Origin of the sequence: Sorangium sp. So ce145, from assembly GCF_051525985.1 — a bacterium.
Lineage (GTDB): Bacteria > Myxococcota_A > Polyangia > Polyangiales > Polyangiaceae > Sorangium > Sorangium cellulosum_B.
The window spans coordinates 7353569-7372150 of the sequence record NZ_CP150315.1; the positions used below are offsets into that span (position 1 = coordinate 7353569).

12 protein-coding genes are annotated in these 18582 nt (G+C 71.0%); 5 read left to right on the top strand and 7 right to left on the bottom strand.

Annotated elements, in window-relative coordinates; all coding sequences use genetic code 11:
- Nucleotides 1-52 precede the first annotated feature (52 nt).
- Both WMF34_RS26990 and WMF34_RS26995 read right to left on the bottom strand, forming a co-directional pair.
- A complete protein-coding gene (locus tag WMF34_RS26990; protein ID WP_012237863.1) occupies nucleotides 53-1372 on the bottom strand; it encodes a DUF5690 family protein in 1320 nt (439 codons plus the stop codon).
- 734 nt (nucleotides 1373-2106) lie between these two features.
- Nucleotides 2107-3243 (bottom strand): hypothetical protein, encoded by a 1137-nt coding sequence (locus WMF34_RS26995; protein ID WP_437989572.1) that lies wholly within the window; start codon nucleotides 3241-3243, stop codon nucleotides 2107-2109.
- Here WMF34_RS26995 and WMF34_RS27000 point away from each other — a divergent pair.
- Complete coding sequence (locus tag WMF34_RS27000; protein ID WP_437989573.1) at nucleotides 3226-3864, top strand: BON domain-containing protein; 639 nt, start codon at nucleotides 3226-3228, stop codon at nucleotides 3862-3864. The two genes, WMF34_RS26995 and WMF34_RS27000, sit on opposite strands and share 18 nt — an antisense overlap.
- Before the next feature lie 246 nt (nucleotides 3865-4110).
- Here the strand turns inward: WMF34_RS27000 and WMF34_RS27005 are convergent, their stop codons facing one another.
- Complete coding sequence (locus WMF34_RS27005) at nucleotides 4111-4671, bottom strand: hypothetical protein (protein WP_437989574.1); 561 nt, start codon at nucleotides 4669-4671, stop codon at nucleotides 4111-4113.
- 289 nt (nucleotides 4672-4960) lie between these two features.
- Here WMF34_RS27005 and WMF34_RS27010 point away from each other — a divergent pair, with 289 nt between their 5' ends.
- Both WMF34_RS27010 and WMF34_RS27015 read left to right on the top strand, forming a co-directional pair.
- Nucleotides 4961-6232 (top strand): radical SAM protein, encoded by a 1272-nt coding sequence (locus WMF34_RS27010; RefSeq protein WP_012237866.1) that lies wholly within the window; start codon nucleotides 4961-4963, stop codon nucleotides 6230-6232.
- The gene (locus WMF34_RS27015; RefSeq protein ID WP_437989575.1) at nucleotides 6229-7194 is read left to right on the top strand and encodes a hypothetical protein; all 966 of its coding nucleotides are present in this window, start codon (nucleotides 6229-6231) and stop codon (nucleotides 7192-7194) included. The genes WMF34_RS27010 and WMF34_RS27015 overlap by 4 nt, the downstream gene beginning before the upstream one ends.
- 23 nt (nucleotides 7195-7217) lie before the next feature.
- Here WMF34_RS27015 and WMF34_RS27020 read toward each other — a convergent pair whose 3' ends face one another.
- Together WMF34_RS27020 and WMF34_RS27025 are read right to left on the bottom strand one after the other, a co-directional pair.
- Nucleotides 7218-8264: a hypothetical protein gene (locus tag WMF34_RS27020; RefSeq protein ID WP_437989576.1), complete on the bottom strand. Its 1047-nt coding sequence runs from the start codon at nucleotides 8262-8264 to the stop codon at nucleotides 7218-7220.
- A gap of 41 nt (nucleotides 8265-8305) precedes the next feature.
- Complete coding sequence (locus WMF34_RS27025) at nucleotides 8306-9778, bottom strand: serine/threonine protein kinase (RefSeq protein ID WP_437989577.1); 1473 nt, start codon at nucleotides 9776-9778, stop codon at nucleotides 8306-8308.
- 569 nt (nucleotides 9779-10347) lie between these two features.
- Between WMF34_RS27025 and WMF34_RS27030 the strand changes: the two genes are divergently transcribed.
- Together WMF34_RS27030 and WMF34_RS27035 are read left to right on the top strand one after the other, a co-directional pair.
- The gene (locus tag WMF34_RS27030) at nucleotides 10348-11241 is read left to right on the top strand and encodes a glycine zipper family protein (RefSeq protein ID WP_437989578.1); all 894 of its coding nucleotides are present in this window, start codon (nucleotides 10348-10350) and stop codon (nucleotides 11239-11241) included.
- Nucleotides 11242-11424: 183 nt separating this feature from the next.
- Nucleotides 11425-13638: a hypothetical protein gene (locus WMF34_RS27035; protein ID WP_437989579.1), complete on the top strand. Its 2214-nt coding sequence runs from the start codon at nucleotides 11425-11427 to the stop codon at nucleotides 13636-13638.
- Between the two features lie 95 nt (nucleotides 13639-13733).
- On the opposite strand, the gene WMF34_RS27040 is transcribed toward WMF34_RS27035, so the two are convergent.
- Nucleotides 13734-15125, bottom strand: a complete 1392-nt coding sequence (locus WMF34_RS27040; RefSeq protein ID WP_437989580.1) for a hypothetical protein — start codon at nucleotides 15123-15125, stop codon at nucleotides 13734-13736.
- Nucleotides 15126-15237: 112 nt separating this feature from the next.
- Nucleotides 15238-18174 (bottom strand): DUF4215 domain-containing protein, encoded by a 2937-nt coding sequence (locus WMF34_RS27045; protein ID WP_437989581.1) that lies wholly within the window; start codon nucleotides 18172-18174, stop codon nucleotides 15238-15240.
- Nucleotides 18175-18582 lie beyond the last annotated feature (408 nt).

The following is an 18582-nucleotide window of genomic DNA, read 5'->3' on the forward strand; positions in this document are numbered from 1 at the left end:
CTCGCCCGCGCGACCGGCAGTCGGTGGCGCGCGGCGCGTGGCGCGCGGCGCGTCAGGCGTCGAGCGCCGCCGGCCGCGCGGCGGCGGACGGGCCGCGGGTGCGCAGCCAGAAGTACGCCGCGGACGCGGCGAACAGGGCCCCGCAGACGAGCGCTGTCGCGTAGCTGAAGCCGAGGAAGAACTCGAGCCACGAGCGCTTCGCCTGGCCAAAGCTCTTGTAGAGCAGGAGCGCCACGCTCCCGAGGTAGCCGAAGGCGTCGGCCGCGGTGATCAGGAATCCCGCCGTCGCCACCGAGCCCACGGCCGCGATGAGCCGGTCGAAGAGGACGCAGTTGTACGGGACGTACCCCACGTAGAGCCCGAGCCCGACGCTGATCATCCAGGCGACGGGGCCGATGACGCCCGCCTGGTAAAGCGCGGTGCTCAGCCCCGCGAGCGCCGCCCCGGCGATCATGACGCCGTGGATCGCGGCGAGCGCCGTACGGTTGTTGCGGATGCCGATCATCACCGCGACCGAGAGGAGCGCGCCGATCGCCACGGGGATCTCGGCCGTCGTCAGGATGGCCGGCTGGTCGGTGTAGCCGAGGGCGTCCCAGATCTCGCGGGCGAAGTTGTCCCGGAAATCGCGGTAGGCGGTGAGGACGACGTAGCCGAGGACGAGGGTCGCGAGCCCGCCCGCGTTCGCGAGGACGAACGCGCGCCGCGCGGCGCGGTCCATGGGCGCGCGCCGGGTCCGGAGCGCCTCGTCGTCCACCGAGGGCGGCGGGATCTGCGCGAGCATCCACACCGAGAGGAGCAACGGCGGGAAGAAGAGGGCGCCCGTCACCGCCGGCATCCACACCTCCGGGACCCCCCAGCCGAGCGTGATTTTGCCAATGGTCTTTACGAAGCCGCTCGCGACGATGAAGCTGGCGCAGAGGCCGGCGCCGAGCAGATCGCTCACGCGGCGCCCCTCGAGGAAGCCGAAGACGAGCCCCCAGACCATGCCGAGGGGCAGGCCGTTCAGCGCCAGGAAGACGGCGGCGTACGGCGCCGGCGCGAGCCCGAACAGGACGAGCGCGGCCTCGCTCACGCCGATGCACGCGAGGATGGCGAGCGCGCGCCGCTCGGGCGGCATCTCGGAGACGATCTTGATGCCAAGGAACTTGGAGGCGCAGTACCCGAGCACCTGGGCGATGATGTAGAGGCTCTTCAGATCGAGCGCGGGGAGCAGCGGCAGCGCGACCATCCCCTTGTACGAGCCGACCGCGAACGGCTTGCGGAAGGCGTACATGCAGAAGTAGGTCGAGAACGCGGCGATCACGGCGAAGGCCGTGAACACCGGCGCAGGGGCTCGCTCGAGCCATTTCGTCACGCTTCGCTGGGCCGGCATGGGAGCTCCGAGGAAGGCGCGAGGGTAATCGCGGCCGCGCGGCGCGCGCATGGTTTTTCGGTGAGGAGCGGGCCGGGCTCCCGCCCGCACACGAACACGCGAACCGCGGATCTCGCCGTGGCCTGCCGAGCGTCCGGCCGGTATCCCGCGATGGTCACATTTTTCGCCTTCCGCCCTGCTCTTTCTTCTCCCGGCTCGTGTCGCGGCTCGCCCCTCGTCGCTCCGCGTTTCGGTCCTCGCTCTCCGTCTCTCGCGCCTCTCGTGGGGCGCCCGCGGGCGTGCGGCGCTCGAGGAAGCTCATCGGAGATCGATGAGGCGGGCTCATCCGCGGGGTGACGGTCGAGATCGGATGGCCTGAAGTCGATTCGTCGGCGCGCGGCCCGGAGAGTCATGTGAGCTCGTCCGTCGGCTCCCGAGTCACCTTCAGGGGAAGCCCTAAGTCATGATGTCGTCACTGTGGCACAACGTCTCTGTGAGACGGTTTGGTCGCTCCGGCATGGGGCGCATTGCACCTCGCAGCGGGCCTGACGGGGCGAAATCTCCCTGAAAACGGAGCGAAATACCGCCCTCGCCGTCCTGGAACACCCCTTGCGATGTCGGATCGCGCCGGGGCGTCGGGGCCCTGGATCTTCAGCCCACGCGGCGCCGGACAGGCACGCACGACAGGCGGCCCGATACGGCTGTCCTCCCGCACGCTCGTGCGTCGCCCGACTGTAGACCGAGCGTCGGCTGGATCACCGGAGAGGAGCGGCCCAGTTTCGCTGCCGTGTCGCTCTCCTCGCAAGAAAGGCGGAGGAGTCATGCCGAATCGTCAGGGATGGATCGACGAGGAACATAACGATGGGCCGGGGCGCGACGACGAGCGGTTTGGGCCAACCCAGGGTCAGCGAGCCGATGAGCGATATCGTGGCGAGCGCGGAGCGAGCGGGGATGCTAGTTACGGGCATCGTGGCAACTACGAGCAAGTCCTCCAGCGAGACGATCGGCGTCATTCCCGCGGAGGTCACGATGATCTCCGCGGTCGCCCCGATCAGCGAGAGTCTGTCGGACGCGGCCACGAGGGCGAGCGCGGCGGCGAGGGCGACCCGAGCTGGCGCGGCCATGCCGGAGAACGCGGCTGGGAGGGCCGACAGGATCGCGCCTGGGGGCAGCGCGAGGACGCCCGGCGCAAGGACTGGGGCGGCCAGCGTGATGACTTCCAGCGAGGAGGTCGCGACGATCTTGACGCCAGGCGCGGCCACGGCGGCGGCCAAGGCGGCTTCGGCGGCGGCCAGGGCGGCTTCGGTGGCGGCCAGGGCGGTCACGGCGGCCAAGGTCACTTCGGCGGCGGCCAGGGCGGCTACGGCGGCCAAGGCGGCTTCGGCGGCGGCCAAGGCGGTCACGGCGGCGGCCAGGGCGGATTCGGCGGCGGCCAGGGCGGCTTCGGTGGCGGCCAGGGCGGCTTCGGTGGACAGGGCCACTTCGGCGGACAGGGCCACTTCGGCGGCTACGGCGGAGAGGGATCCGGCCGCGGCCAGGGCGGATTCACCGGTGGCCAGGGCGTCTATGGCGATGAGGGCGGACAGGGCCGCTTCGGCGGACAGGGCCGCTTGGGCGAACAGGGTGGCTTCGGCGGACAGGGGCACTTCGGCGGACAGGGTGGCTTCGGCGGCAGCCAGGGCGGTTATGGCGCCGGTCAGGGCTATTTCGGTGGCCAGGGTGGATTCGACGGCCAGGTTGGCCAGGGCGGCTTCGGCGGACAGGGCCACTTCGGCGGCGGCCAGGGCGGTGAGGGCGGCCTCGGAGGCCAGGGTGGATTCGGTGGCCAGGGTGGATCTGGTGGCGGCCAGGGCGGCTTCGGTCGCCAGGGAGGCGTGGGCGGAGTCCAGCACGAAGGGTACGGAGCCCGCGGCGGCCTCCGGCAGTGGGCCGACGACGAGCGCGGCTGGAGCGAGCGGCCAGGACAGCAACGCGGATACGAAGGCCACGAGTCGTCCTTCGGCGGCGATCAAGGCCCTTCCCCTCGGCCCTACGGCGGACAGGGATCCGGCGGACAGGCCTCAGGCGGCCGCAGCTTCCTCCAGACCGTTCGACAGGGCGGCGGGCTCGGCGGCTCGCGTGGTCGCCCGCCCAAGGGGTACAAGCGCTCGGACGAGCGGATCCGCGAGGATATCTGCGACCAGATCTCCGATCAGCCGGACCTCGACGCGAGCGACGTCGAGGTGAAGGTGCAGAGCGGCGAGGTCATCCTCTCCGGGACCGTCCGCGAGCGTCGCTTCAAGCACCAGCTGGAGGCGCTCGCCGAGCGGATCTCGGGCGTGGTCGACGTGCGGAACGAGATCCGGCTCTACCGCGAGCAGCAGCAGGGCGAGGCGAGGACGAGCACGGGATCGTCGTCGAGCGATCGCGCGGCCGCGAGCACGAGCGGCGTCACGGCGGGCTCCGCGACCTCCATCGGCGCGACGTCACCCCCGGAGACGAAGAACAACGAGTCACGCCGGAACGCCTCCTGAGCGCCGGCGCGAATGGCCGAGGCGGGCGGGCCGCCGCGCGGCGGTCGATTGCAGGCCGAGCGCGTGGCACACGTGGCGGCGGGAGCCGCCGCAGCCGCGCTTAGAGCACCGATCACGTTGATCGAGCGAGAAGTGAACCGCCAAGGCGCCATAAGACGCCAAGATTCTTATGATTCTCTTGGCGTCCTTGGCGCCTTGGCGGTTCGAATTCTGCTCTCTTCTGGCGGTTTCAACCCGTTTGTCGCTCTAACCGCCGCAGCCGCCGTGAGTGTCCTCGCCGCCTGCATCGCCCCCGCCGCCTTCGTTGCCCCCGCCGCTCCCGTCGCTCTGGTCACTGCAGCTGACCACCCACAACCCGGTTGGTCCGTCGCAAGTGGCACTCACTGTGCCACACTCGCGATGATAACTGCACGGCCCCACGCTGTAGTAGGAACTGCAGTCCGTTCCATTCTCGGGCGCCGTATCGGGACATGCGGTGCAGTGCTCGACCCACACCCCGTCGGTGCAGGTGACGCTGCAGGGGGAGCAGGCGTAGTCGCACAGCTCGCCCTCGTTTGCGCAGCGCGCCCCCGGCGGAGCGCCCCCTCCTGAGAAATCACACTCGACGGGGGTGTCTCCACCGGTCGAGGCGCTGGACGACGTGGTCTCCTCGGGCGTGCCGCCGGTGCCGCTCGATACGCTGGAGGACAGGGTCTCGTCGGGCGTGCCGCCCCCCGAACCGCCGTCGGAAGGCTGCTCGACCGCGTCGGAGCAAGCGAACACAGGAAGGAGCGCGAGGGGAATGAGCCATCGGACAAAGGTCTTCATGCCGCCCCTTTCAGCAACGGATGTGCCAGCCTGATGTGCCAGCACAAATCGTGGATTTCCGAGCGTGAGACGATGAGGCTGCGCCAGGGTGAGCCGAGCGACTGACGGACGGTGCCTTGAGGGGCCGAGATCGTCGCTCGTCCTCACTCCCGCGGATCACTTCATCCTCGCAAGAGCCAGGCGCATGGCGGTGGCCGACCGCGGGCGTGCGCCCGCAGCGCCGTGAGCCTCGCGTCCGCCCCCTGGAGTCCGGTTGACTCGACTCGGTGACTCATCGACCATATCGTCCATGGTCCCCTTCGTTGCCTTCATTCCGCTGTCGAACTGGCTGCGGGGCTTCGATCGCTACGGGATGCGCTACTCGAAGGCGTTGATCCGCGAATCCACCTTCCCCGACGCTTTCTATATGCTGAAGGAAGACGAGCCCTTTGCGCCCGGGCTCGAGAAGGCGCGGAGGCTCGTGACGAGGCTCGGGCGGCCGAAGGATCGCGTCGTGGCGCTGCGGGCGCGGCTCCCTGTCGGGCCCGACGCGATGCGCCCGAACGACGTGACGGGCACGGGCATCGGCTGGCGCTGGCCGTCGAGCGAGATCCCCTTGAGCGGCGTGGCGTGGGTCGATGCGCGTGGCGCCCTCGTGCCCACCCGGCACGAGGAGATCACCGCGGAGGCCTTTCGCCTCGACGACGCCGGCCTCATCGACTGGGCGCAATGCCGGCCGCGGAGCATCTCGGTGCTGCCCGTCGCGAATGCTTGCCAGGCGCGTTGCGCATTCTGCTTCTCGAAGGCGAGCGCCTCCGATCTCGCGCGCCAGCAAAGCGCCACGCTGGAGCGCTACCTCGACTGGGCGAGGCGCGCGAAGGAGCGCGGCGCCGAGCGCGCCGTCATCACCGGCGGCGGCGAGCCGACGTTGCTCGAGCCCGAACGGCTCCGCGCGCTCGTTCGTGGCCTGTCCGAGCTCTTCCCGAAGTCCCTCCTCATCACGAACGGCGCGCGCCTCGACCTCGCGCAGGTCGAAGAGCTCCGGGACGCGGGGCTCACCACCCTCGCGGTGAGCCGGCACGGCGTGACGCGCGAAGACGACGCGCGCATCATGGGGATCGAGGTCGACTCCGGCGCGCTGGGGGGCGCGCCGGGCCTCCGCACGCGGGCCATCTGCGTGCTCCAGCGCGGCGGCGTCGACGACGCCGCGAAGGTGCGCGCCTACCTCGAACGGAGCGCCGGAGAGGGGTTTCAGGAGGTGTGCTTCAAGGAGCTCTACATCTCGAGCCTCTCGGAGAACCCGTGGGCGCCGAGCGCGGCCAACCGGTATTGCGAGGCAAACCAGGTGCCTCTCTCGCTCGTGCTCCACACGCTCGCGGGCCTCGGCTTCGAGCGATGCGCGGAGCTCCCCTGGGGGAGCCCGGTCTTCGAAGGAACCATGGGAGGCCGCGTGCTCCGCGTGGCGGCCTACACCGAGCCATCGGTCGGCTGGGAACGGACACATGGCCTCGTCCGCTCATGGAACGTGATGGCCGACGGGTCCTGCCTCGCCTCCCTGGAAGATCCGAGCTCCACGTTATGAAGCACGAAGCGTTTCTCGCGCGCCGCGCGGAGCTCAGGGCCACGCGTCCCTCGCTCGTCGATCTCTCGGAGCTCAACGTTTACCGGAGCCTCGCGCGTCTCTTCCCGGCCATCGCGCCCTCGACCCACCCGGAGGCGCCGTATCGCTGTCACCTCGCGGAGCGGTTCCTCGCGCACCTCGAGCTCCCGCAGGCGCTCAAGCCGCGCACGCAGATCAGCCACGGTATCCGTCGCTCGCTTCGCGCGTTGTTCGAGCTCCTCGCGAAGCGGGATGCGCGCGTCGGCGTCCCCGCCGACGTCTACCCCGTCTACCAGCAGCTCGCGGCCGAGGCGGGAGCGACCGTCGTCCCGTGGAATGCGCGCCTCGGGTTACCTGTCCTCGACGGGCTCGACGCGGTGTTGATCTGCGAGCCCCTGAAGCCGTGGGGCTCGCACCTGTCGCCGCCCGAGGCGGCCCAGCTCGGGCGCTGGGCGCGCGCGGACGAGCGGCGCATGCTCATCCTCGATTCGGCCTATGCGACGCCGCCGACGGAGCAGGCACGGGCGCTGCTCGACGACGGGAGCGCGATCCTCCTCGCCTCGCTGTCGAAGGGCTGGCTCATCCCGGATCACGCGGGGCTCTGCATCGTGCCCGAGCGTTTTCAGAAGGAGGCGCGCGACGCCTTCGCGAAGCTGCCGAAGGACGAGCCGCGGATCCGCATCGCCTACGCGGCGCTCACCGAACATGCCTCGCGTCCGCGGGAGGTCGGCGCGATCTTGAGCGATCGCGCGCGCAGCCTCGACGCGCTGACGAGCGCGAGGCCCGATCTGAGAGCTTCCCGGTGCACCGGCTACTTCGCGATCTCGGCGAGGTCGTTCGGGGAACTGCTCGAGATCGGGATCCTCGGCGTGCCGGCGCCGGTGTTCGGTGGGCCCGAGGACCTCAGCGTGCTCTCGAGCCTCGAATGCCAGGGAGCTCGCTGAGCCTCATGATCCTTTCGCGGCGCTCACCGCCAGGCGCCCTGCACCGCCACGCTGCCCGGCAGCAGCGCGACGCGCGCGCTCCAGGGCCGCGCCTGCGCGCTCGCGCGCTCCCCGGGCGCCACGCGAGACGGCGCCGTCAAGAGCAGCGTCAGGCCCCCAGCCGCCAGCGCGCCGCCCGCAATCCACGCCACCGTCGAGCCGGTGCCGAGCGTCCTCGCGGAGTTGCGCAGCTGGACCCCCCTCGGGTCGCAGCGGTCCTGCGCGTCGCAGCGCCCAGGCTCGTCGCTCTCGCTGTTCTTCGCGAGCGCGAGCCCGCCGAGCACCGCGCCGGCCACAATGCCCGCGCCACCGAGCCCGATGGCGGCGAACGACACAGGGCGCCGCCACGTCGGCTCAATCGACGCCTCGGTCGCCGGGACCTTCTCCGGGCTTGCGTTGCGCACGTTCTCGTTCTCCGGACCTGCGTCGCGCTCGAGCACCGGGATGCGCGCGACACCGGCGCTTCCGTCGACGGCCTCGATCTGCCGCGTCCAGGGCTTGCGGCCGGGCGCACGGGCGACGAGCTCGTGCGCTCCGCTGTCGACCGGCACCGGAGTGGCCCACTGGCCGGCGCCGACCGGCACGCCGTCGCGCGTGATCGCGAGCCCCGGGATCGAGCGCACCTCTTCCGGGACCTCGATCGCCAGTGTCGCGAGCCTCGGCCTCAGCGCCGCCGCTTTCTCGGCCGCCCGCTGCCCGCGCTCTGGCTGCCCGGCCCGCGGCGCGAGCGATTCGACGAGCGCATACTGAGACCATGCGCTCGCGAGCTTGCCCCACCGCTCGTAGCACTCGCCAAGCGTGAGCTTCGCGCCGAGCCCGGTGGGGGCGAGGCGCGTCACCTCCTCGAGCCTGGGGCAGGCGCTGTCATACCGGCTCGCGTCCATCTCGGTGACGGCCTGATCATAGAGCGCCTGCGCCGCGAGCGCGGCCTGGGAGTCGATCCCCTGCGCCCGCGCCGCGGCGGGCGCGAGGAGGCTCAGCGAAAGGACGAGCGCGCCTGTTGCTCGCGCGCATTGCAGAGGCCTGGTCATCGCGTGCTCTCCGTCATTGCGTTCTACCGGTGGCAGAGGCCCTAGAAGACGCCCTCGTACTTCTTGGACGAAGGAGGCGGTTGCGGGCTGCTGGTCGCCGCAGGAGCGCTGGCGACCGCTTTCGCCGTCGGTTTCACCCGCGGCGTCGTGAACGCGGGCGGCGCCGCGCCGGCCGGCTTCCCGGGGGACGGAGCAGCCACGGACGCCGACGGCGTCACCGTGCCGGATGGCTCCGAAGCTGCGGAGGCCGCCATCGCCGGTGCAGCAGGTGGCGGAGGGTCGGGGGCGAACGTGGCCACCGAGGGGGGCGCCGGCGGAGCGGGCTCCTGGCTCTCTCGAGAATCCGGCTGCGCGCGAGGCGCCGCCGCCTCGACGCCCACTGGAGCAGATCCCCAGGCGAGCCATGCGCCTCCGGCCGCGAGCGCGACCGCTCCCAGCCCCGCGCTCAGGAGAAGGCCCACCTTGCCGGCCTTCGCTGGCGGCGATGGCTCGGTGATGTTCCCCCACGAGGAGCCTGTCGCAGCAGCGACCTGCGGCCTGCTCATGGGCAGCGCGGGCGCGGACTGGGACACCTGGCCAGACGCCGAGGGTCCGCCATGCGCCGCGATGCCCGGTTGCGAGGGGGCGAGCTGCCGGAACGCGCTCGCGGCCGGGCCAGGCGCGGTCGACACGGCTTCCAGAGCTGCCATCAGCTCCTCGATGCGCTGAAAGCGATGCTCCGGCCGCTTTTGCAGGCAGCGCGCCACGACAGCATCGAGCTCCGGCGGCATGCCCGGGCGAAGGTGGCTCGGCGGCGCAGCCTCGGTCTGGAGCACGCGGCCGACGACCTCTGTCAACGTGTCGGCGGGGAACGGCACGCTGCCCGTCACGAGCTCGTACAGCACCACCCCCATCGCCCAGATATCGCTCCGCGCGTCCACCTGCTTGACGTGCATCATCTGCTCTGGCGACATGTAGAGCGGTGAGCCAAGCATCGAGCCCGTCCTCGTGAGGTCCATCCCGTCGGGCGTGGTCTGCTTCGAAATGCCGAAATCGAGCACCTTCACGCACGGCGAGCCGTTGGGACGGCGGGTCAGAAACAGGTTGGATGGCTTCAGGTCGCGGTGCACGATCCCAAGCACGTGCGCCTCGGCGATCGCATCCGATGCCTGCAGCACGTAGGTCACGGCTTCGCGCAGCGGCAGCGGGCCGCGCTCCTGCACTACCTGCTTCAGGTCCATGCCGTCGAGAAACTCCATGATCATGTACGGAGCGCCGTTCTCGAGGCTGCCCACGTCATGGACCTTCGCGACGTGCTCGCCCTTGAGGCGAGCCGACGCACGCGCCTCGCGCAGGAAACGATTGATCGCGTCCGGGGTCCCCATCGCCTCGGGCAGCAGGAACTTGATTGCAAAGAGCTCGCCGAGATCGACGTGGCGCACCGCGACGACGATCCCCATCCCCCCGCGCCCGAGGATGCGCTCCACGCGGTACTTGCCAAGGAGGACTTTCCCCGGATGAATCATTGCGTCCATGCTGAGCCGCTCCAGCGAGCGCCAGTGTACGCGGCTCGCAGGCGAAATTGTCCGTCGCTGTGTGGATCTTACCGAGGCGACCAGGGCGAGTCCACATGGGGTTTCCCGGCCAAACGCGCCAATTCCATCGAGAGCGGAATAGACGACTCCTGTTCCACTGGTTCTTCTGCGACGTGAATCGCGTCGTCTTCACGGCCTTCGCCTCGGGTGTGCCTCGGCGGTACCCGCGGACGGACCCGCAAAGGGCCTTGTCGACCGCGCCGTGGGTGCATCTCTGGACGTGAAACGGTCGAGGTCTGGCGGCGTGGGGCTCCGCCCGATCGGAGATTCGAACCGCCGAAGGCGCAGGACCGCCACGCGACAGGCGCTCGCATCATCGTCCTTCGGTCGCGCTCTCGGGCCGAGGCCGATGGGGTCCCGATCAGCGCGGCTCGCGGCTGACGCATCTCCATGCCTGTCAAGTTTTTTCGGCGGCGCGCTGGGCGGCCGAATTTGGCCCCCTCCGTCCCCTCCTTGTGATCCTATCGGAGACGCCGGTCGCGGGCGCCGCGTCCTGCCCGCGTCTGTCTATGGCCGAGGTGCTCGCCGCATCGCTCGCGTTCCCTGCCGTGATCTTCACGGTCGCGCTCGCGCTCGCGCTCATCTACTGGCTGTTCGTCCTCCTGGGCGCGGTCGACCTCGACCTGCTCGGCGGCGCCCACGGCGACGCGGCGCCCCCCCTCGGCGGGCTCGAAGGCGCCGCCAAGGGCGCCCTCGAAGGCGCTGCCAAGGGCGCCCTCGAAGGCGCTGCCAAGGGCGCCCTCGAAGGCGCTGCCAAGGGCTCGCTCGAAGGCGCTGCCACGGGCACGGCGGACGGGGCCGGCGGCGCGCAAGACGCCGGCTCGCTCCTCGCCGCGCTCCAGCTCCACCGCGTGCCGGCGACGGTGACGCTCACGCTGATCGCGACGTTCGGCTGGTTCACGAGCGCCCTGTCGACGGTGCTCGTCGAGCCGCTCTGGCTCGGCTGGGGGCTGCCTCGCTGGGCGCTCGGCGTCGCGGTGCTCGCCGGCTCGCTCGTCGCGGCCGTTCTCTCGACCTCGCTCGCGGTGCGGCCGCTCGGCCCGCTGTTCGTGACCCGGCACGGCCAGTCGAAGAAGGATCTCGTGGGCCGCGTGTGCGTCATCTCCACCGGGCGCGTCGACGAGCGCTTCGGCCAGGCGACGATCGACGAGGGCGGGGCGAGCCACATCCTCGACGTCCGGTGCGACACGCCCGGCGCGCTCCGCCGGGGGGACCGCGCGCTGCTCGTGAGCTGGGACCCGGACCGAGAGATCTTCAGCGTCGAGCCGCTCGACGCCCTGCTCGGCCCTCCCCCTCCCCTGGCCGAGCGGGGGGCGTCCCGCGTGGAAGCACGCCCGGCCGGCGTCGAGGAGGACGACGCGCCCGCGGCGCGCGCAGCGGACGAGCGGCAGCGCCGCGGCTGAACGCCGGCGCGGGCGCCGCCGCTGAACGCCGCTGTCGGGCGGGCGGTTTCGTGTACCCTCATCCCCGAGGGGGCATCATTCGGCCCCCGACCCGGCTCTGAGCGGGCCTGGCCGTCCGACCCTCACCGACGTGAACGCGGGGGCCGGCGCCCTCCCCTCCACCGAAACGCGAAGGAGCTCCGCGTGCCCCCTGTGACCGTCCCCTTAATCATCGTCCTCGTCGGCGTCCTCGCCTTCGTCGCCCTCGGGATGCTGGTGATGTACGCCAAGTTCTACCGCCAGGTGGATCAGGGCAAGGCGCTGATCATCAACACGAGAGGCCAGGACCCCATCGTCACCTTCACCGGGACGCTGGTGCTGCCGATCATCCACCGCGCCGAGTACATGGATATCTCGGTCAAGACGATCGAGATCGACCGGCGCGGCAAGGAAGGCCTCATCTGCAAGGACAACATCCGCGCGGACATCAAGGTCACCTTCTTCGTGCAGGTGAACAAGACGCAGGACGACGTGCGCACGGTCGCGCGGACCATCGGCTGCGTCCGCGCGTCGAACCCGGAGACGCTCGAGCAGCTCTTCGCCGCGAAGTTCTCCGAGGCGCTCAAGACGGTCGGCAAGCGCCTGAACTTCGAGGACCTCTACAAGGAGCGGCAGAAGTTCAAGGACGACATCATCGACGTCATCGGCAAGGACCTGAGCGGGTTCGTGCTGGCCGACGCGGCGATCGACTACCTGGAGCAGACGCCCATCGAGCTTCTCGACAAGGACAACATCATGGATGCCGAGGGCATCCGGAAGATCACCGAGCTCACGGTCACGCAGAACGTGCTGACGAACGAGCTCCGCCAGAAGGAGCGGATGGAGATCGGCAGCCAGAACCTGAACTCCGACGAGGCCATCTTCCGCTTCGAGCAGCGCCGGGCCGAGGCCGAGGCGAAGAAGGCCAAGGAGATCGCGGTGGCGCAGGCGCGCGAGCAGAACGAGGCCGCGCGCATCGTGAGCGACGAGCGCAAGAAGACGGTGCTCCTCCAGGAGAAGAACGACGAGGAGGCCTTCGTCGCCCGCGAGGCGAAGGAGCGCGGCGTCTCGGTCGCCCAGAAGAACAAGGAGCGGGAGGTCGCGGTCGAGACCGAGCGCGTCGAGAAGGCGCGTCAGCTCGAGATCGTGAGCCGCGAGCGCGACGTGACGCTCCAGCAGATCGCGCGCGAGAAGGAGCTCGAGGTCCAGAGGAAGGACATCGCCGACGTGGTCCGGGCGAGGATCGCGGTCGAGAAGACGGTGGCCGAGGAGGAGGAGCGCATCAAGGACGTGCGCGCGGTGGCCGAGGCGACGCGCCTCAAGGACGTGACGCGCATCAACGCGGAGGCCGAGGCGCAGGAGCAGCTCGTCAAGCAGCTCAAGGGCGCGGAGGCGAGCGAGGAGGCGGCGAAGTTCCGGGCCCGGGAGAAGCTCATCATGGCCGACGCCGAGCTCGAGGCGAGCGACAAGGCCGCGCGCGCGAAGATCCGTCTCGCCGAGGGCCACCAGGCCGAGGCCGCGGCCGACGGGCTGGCGCGCATCCGGGTGAAGGAGGCCGACGCGCAGGCGATCGAGAAGCAGGGGTTCGCCGAGGCGCGCGTGGCGCTCGAGAAGATGAACGCCGCCGCCGCCGGCGAGGAGAAGCAGGGCCTCGCGCGGGTGATGGTCAAGGAGGCCGAGGCGATGGCGATCGAGAAGCAGGGGCGCGCCGAGGCGACGGTCGCGAAGGAGCGGCTGCTCGCCGAGGCGGCGGGCATCGAGCAGAAGGGGCTCGCGGCCGCGCGGACGCGCGAGGCCGAGGCGCTCGCCCTGGAGAAGACGGGCCTCGCCGAGGCGACCGCGATCAAGCAGCGGCTCCTGGCCGAGGCGGCCGGCACGGCGGAGAAGGCGGCGGCGATGAAGGCGCTCGACGGGGTCGGGCGCGAGCACGAGGAGTTCCGCCTCCGGCTCGAGAAGGAGCGGGCGGTGGAGCTCGAGTCGCTGCGCATCCGGGCCGAGATCGCCAAGGCGCAGGCCGAGATCCTGCACGGGGCGTTCGAGCACGCGAAGATCAACATCGTCGGCGGCGACGGGGCGTTCTTCGATCGCTTCGTCAAGGCGGTCACCCTGGGCCAGTCGGTCGACGGGCTTGTCGACCAGAGCGCGACGGTGCGCGCCCTGGCCGGCGACTACCTGAACGGCAACGCGAGCGTCACGGAGGACCTGAAGCAGCTCGTCGCGCCCGGGGCAAAGCCCTCGGACGGCACGCTGTCGGGGCTCCTGACGTCGCTCTTGCCGAGCGCCGACGCCGACGGGAAGAAGAAGATCGAGGCGCTGGCCCAGAAGGCGCGTGAGCTCGGCATCGACGAGCTCGTCAAGGCGCGCACCCCGCGCGCTTAGCGGCGCTCCCGCTTCGGATACGGTGCGGGTGGGAGAGCGGTGATCGGCAGTCGTCGACCGCTACCGACCTCCCACACCCATCAAGACACGGATCGCTACTGCTTCCTCGTCACGTGGATCACGGCGGCGAGGCACATCTCGTCGAGCGTGCTCTCGCCGAGGTGCACGTCCACCGGGGCGGGGAGGTGCTGCTCCTTGAGCGCCTTCGCGAGGAATGGATTGCCGTTCGAGTTGTCGTACGTGCAGCGCATCGTCAGCAGGTCGCCGCCGCGGAGGCGCGGGAGCTGCTCGATGGGAGCGTCGTAGTAGAACCCGCGCTGCCACGAGAAGTCCCACCTCGGCGTCTGTACCAGGCACTGCTCCGCAGGCTCGCCGGCGGCGCCCTCCTCGCGCGCGAGGGTGACCTTCATGTCCGTGCCGACATAGTGCATGTGCGTGCCGGCGCCGTAGAGGTACGTCTCCGAGAGAGATACCGCGGCGGGCAGCCTGAACTGCATGGTCTCGACATGATCCTTCTCTCCGGCGGGGATCAGGAACTCCACGCCATCCGCGTCGTTCGGCCCGGGGAGGAGGCCGCGCCCCTCCGCGAAGGGAGACTCGAAGTTGCCGATCAGCGCGATGCCCATGAGCCACTCCGGCACGCCCTGGGTGAAGCGCAGCTGGAGGCGCGTCGCGTCGGGCTCGGCGGTCGTCCCGGCCGGGTGATAGTGGACCTGCATCACCAGCCGCGCCCCCGCCGGGAGCTCAGCGCCGATGTTCGGTTCGAGCTCGATGGGGACGCCCCCCGGCGCCCACGCGGCGACGAGCTCACCCGAGAACCCGGGGCCGCCAAAGCAGTCGTATCCGCCGTGCTCATCCACGAGCGCGTCGGTCGCGCCATCCCTGTCGATGAACACGAGCGCGTGGTGCACGACCTTGCTGTTGCCCGGCATGAGGTGCACGCCGTTGATGTACCGCGCCTCCGTGAGCCCAGGATCCATCACGAAACACCGGAACTGGTCGGCATCGCCGCTCGCGACGAACGGCTCCTTCGGCGCGACCTCCAGCTCGACGCCGGGCAGCCCCGGCGCCTCGGCCACGAACGGGGGCGGCGCGTCCGCCGGATCCCCCTCGGGAGCGCCCGAGGCCGCCCACGCCTCGAGGACCGCTATCTCCTCCTCCTTCAACCGGAGATCGTCCTTCCAGCCGTGAGGAGGCTGGCACTCGTCCGTCTCCATCGCACCCCACGGCGGCATCGTGCGCTCCCGCGCCGAGCGCGCGAGCAGGCTGGCCACGCCGCGCGCGGAGTCGTACGCCGTCAGGCTGAACGGGGCGATGTTGCCGGGAGAATGGCAGCTCATGCAGTGCTTCTGCAGCAGCGGCTCGACGTCTCGATGGAACGTCGGAGACGCCGCCGTGGCGCCCGGCGCTCCCTCGCCGGAGCACCCGAGGAGGAACCCCGGAACGAGCGCAAGCCATGTGAGCGCGCCGGATGTCGACTTTCGCATGGTACCCCTCTTCGATGGCCCGCGTGTTCACGTGTCCTGAGCCGCCGAGACGGCAGCGCGGCGGCCCCAGGCGAGCCGCCGCGCTCCCGTCGCCGTCAGGGCTCGCGCGGGATCAGTGGACCTCGTTGTGGCACGTGGCGCTGCAGCCGTCGCCGTTCGCGGTGTTGCCGTCGTCGCACGCCTCGAACGCCGCCTGCCGCACGCCGTCGCCGCAGTGCGGGCCGAACACGCAGCCCGGAGCGCACTCGCCGTAGCCGCCGTCGTTCTCGCCGTCGTCGCACTGCTCGGGCGGCGCCTGGGTCACGCCGTCGCCGCAGCGCGGGCCGTACACGCAGCCCGGAGCGCACTCGCCGTAACCGCCGTCGTTCTCGCCGTCGTCGCACTCCTCGCCGAGCTCCCGCTGCACGCTCCCGTCGCCGCAGACGGCGCCGATCCGGCAACCGAGGCAGCCCATGCTGCCGTCGTTCACGCCGTCGTCGCACTCCTCGCCCCACGCGTCCTGGGTGACCCCGTCGCCGCACTTCGCCGCGTCGCCGCACTCCGCCGTGCACCCGCCGTAGCGGCCGTCGTTCACGCCGTCGTCGCACGTCTCGTCGGGCTCCTGGACGACCGCGTCGCCGCAGCGCGGCCCGATCAGGCACTCCGACGTGCACCCGCCGTAACGGCCGTCGTTCACGCCGTCGTCGCACTCCTCGCCGAACTGGCTGTCGATCTCCTCGTCCCCGCAGCGGGGGGCCGCCACGCAGCCCGGCGCGCAAGCCTCGGAGCCATAGCCGCCCAGGTTGGTGCCGTCATCGCAGATCTCGTACGGCGAGGTCGTCACCCCGTCGCCGCAGTAGAGCCCCAGCGTGCAGCTCGTCGAGCATTTCCCGTACCCCGGGCCGTTCTCGTCCTCGTCGTCGCACTGCTCGTCGGGCGTGACGATGCCGTCGCCGCACACGGGCTCGCAGACGGACGACGCCGCGTTGAAGCCGCCGAGCGTCAGCTTGTAGCTCGACGCCGTTGTGTGGCGCTCCGCCTGGAACACGACGACCTCGTAGACGCGCCCCGCCGTGAGGCCGAGATCATCCATGAGCACCGTCCCGCGATCGTCCTCGACGCCTGCGACCTCGCCGGTCCCCATCGGGGTGTGGATGCCGCCGAGGTCGATGCGGAGCCGGTTGTTGATGAACACCCAGACGTCGTCGTCCCCGTAGAAATCGAGCCGCTCCCCGCCGTGGTACTCGAACCAGGTGCGGACCTCGCTCGTGAAGTAGAAGTTGTGGTTGCCCGCCACGGCCCAGTCGTTGAACGGATCGCGGGCCTCGCGGCTCGCCTCGCGCTGCGCCTCCGGCACCGACGGGTCCTGCCAGCCCTTGCCGTCGAGCGGGAAGAACAGGTGATCCTCGAAGAGGAACACGTCCGACGTCCCGACCCGCTGGAGCGGGAGCCAGTCCACGACCGTCTTCGAGTAGGACGAGTCGTTGTACCAGCGGTTGAAATCCGTGGCGTTCGTGAGGAAGGCGTTCTGCCGCGCCGCCGCGAACTGGGGCTTGCCGTCGGCGCCGAGCGCGCTCTGCACGATGCCCGTGACGATGGCGTCCGGGGGGTTGGTCCCGGGCTCGAAATTCGGCTGACCTGCCTTGAAATCGCGGTACACGATCGGCACGCGGAGCTCGTCGCCCAGGGTCGAATCGTTCCTGCAGATGTACCCCGGCTCGATCGTGCACGCGCTCGAGCAGCCGTCGCCGCTCCTCGTGTTGCCGTCGTCGCACGCCTCGTCGCCGAGGCGCAGGCCGTCGCCGCAGGCCGACGTGCACCCGCTGTCGCCGCAGTCCGGCTCGACCTGGCAGAACGGCGTGCAGCCGTCGCCGAGGTTGGCATTGCCGTCGTCACACGGCTCCGTGCCCTCCTTCTTCCCGTCGTTGCAGACGGTGGCGCGGCAGGTGTAGCCGCCGGGCGCGGACTGGCACACGAGGCCAGGCTCCCACTTGCAGGTGGCGTCGCACCCGTCGCCGTTCTTCGTGTCGCCGTCGTCGCAGTCCTCGCCCGCGACGACGCGCCCGTCGCCGCAGACCGCCGTGCAGCGGCTCCCCGCGCGCGCGCAGTCGAACCCGGCCTCGAGCTCGCAGTTCGACGAGCAGCCGTCGCCCGAGACCATGTTGCGGTCGTCGCACGCCTCGCCCACGCCGATCTGGCCGTCGCCGCACACGACGGTGAACGTGCAGTGCACGCCGTCCGGGCACTTCCAGCCGGCCTCCACCAGGCAGCTCGGCGAGCAGCCGTCGCCCGGCTCGGTGTTCCCATCGTCGCACCGCTCGGTCGGCCGCAGGCGGCCGTCGCCGCAGCGCTCGACCGGCCTGCAGGGCTTCCCGGGCACAGGGCACGTGATGCTGCCGGGGTCCTCCAGCGCGCAGACCTCGGAGCACCCGTCTCCGGACACCTCGTTCCCGTCGTCGCAGGTCTCGCCGCCCGAGACGCGCCCGTCACCGCACGCGTGGAGCCGGGCACACGACTGGCCCGGGCCCGGGCAGATCCAGTCGCCCGGCTCCCTCTGGCAGCGATCGTCGCAGCCGTCGCCCGAGGCGGTGTTGCCGTCCTCGCAGCTCTCGCCGGGCTCCACCGCCCCGTTGCCGCACACGATCGTCGTGTGACAGAGCTCCCCGGGCTCGCAGACGCAGTACGGCTCCACCTTGCAGGCGCCAGAGCAGCAGTCTCCGGGGAGGCTGTTCCCGTCGTCGCACGCCTCGCTCGCCTGGTTGACCTCGCCGTCGCCGCACGCCGGCTCCACCGCGTCGCACTCCGGCGGAGGATCGGGCGACTCGCAGGGATCGCCCCCGGCGCCCCCGCTCCCGCCCGATCCGACCGTCATGAACCCGCCGAAGCCCCCGCTCGTGTCCTCGCCGCCGGTGCCTGAAGCCCCGCCGCCGCCCGCACCGCCCTCGCCGCTGCCCGTGCCGCCCTCGCCGCCGCCCCCCCCGCCGCCGCCACCGCAGGCGACGAGCGGACCGGCGAGCATGACGAGGAGCACGGAAGTAAGTCTCTTTCCCAAGCCCATCGACGCCACCATCCCAACTTGCTTCAGAAGGTCGTCACGCTGTCCAAGCCACGCCTCGAGGCGCCTCGAGCGACGAGGTGCGCCGCTGGAGGCGGAGTGAGCGCGCGTCGCACAGGCGCACGCTCGCATCGACATGTAGGTCGCCCTCGTTCCCGCCCATCGCAACGCAGCGTCCCGCGTGGAGCAAGCGGATTTCAAGGTATAGCGGGTTCCCGACGCGCCGCCCGCCGGGACGCGACGGAATCCCCCTGCGGCGCTCGGGCTTGACATCCTTGGACAACCCGCGCTGACGCGGCCCACGCCGCCGCGCGGTCGCCATCTCGCCCCCCGGACGCGGCGAACGGCTGTAACCTGGCCGCGGGCAGGCCGAGGCCCGCGCGGATTCGACGCGGGGGCGGGCCCTTCGGCTGACCACACGGA

What these genes read in the sequence shown, in the direction of transcription:
- WMF34_RS27010 (WP_012237866.1), top strand. Translation starts at nt 4,961, where the DNA reads ATGGTCCCCTTCGTTGCCTTCATTCCGCTGTCGAACTGGCTGCGGGGC.
- WMF34_RS27020 (WP_437989576.1), bottom strand. Translation starts at nt 8,264, where the DNA reads ATGACCAGGCCTCTGCAATGCGCGCGAGCAACAGGCGCGCTCGTCCTT.
- WMF34_RS27025 (WP_437989577.1), bottom strand. Translation starts at nt 9,778, where the DNA reads ATGGACGCAATGATTCATCCGGGGAAAGTCCTCCTTGGCAAGTACCGC.
- WMF34_RS27045 (WP_437989581.1), bottom strand. Translation starts at nt 18,174, where the DNA reads ATGGTGGCGTCGATGGGCTTGGGAAAGAGACTTACTTCCGTGCTCCTC.
- WMF34_RS27005 (WP_437989574.1), bottom strand. Translation starts at nt 4,671, where the DNA reads ATGAAGACCTTTGTCCGATGGCTCATTCCCCTCGCGCTCCTTCCTGTG.
- WMF34_RS26990 (WP_012237863.1), bottom strand. Translation starts at nt 1,372, where the DNA reads ATGCCGGCCCAGCGAAGCGTGACGAAATGGCTCGAGCGAGCCCCTGCG.
- WMF34_RS27030 (WP_437989578.1), top strand. Translation starts at nt 10,348, where the DNA reads ATGGCCGAGGTGCTCGCCGCATCGCTCGCGTTCCCTGCCGTGATCTTC.
- WMF34_RS27040 (WP_437989580.1), bottom strand. Translation starts at nt 15,125, where the DNA reads ATGCGAAAGTCGACATCCGGCGCGCTCACATGGCTTGCGCTCGTTCCG.
- WMF34_RS27015 (WP_437989575.1), top strand. Translation starts at nt 6,229, where the DNA reads ATGAAGCACGAAGCGTTTCTCGCGCGCCGCGCGGAGCTCAGGGCCACG.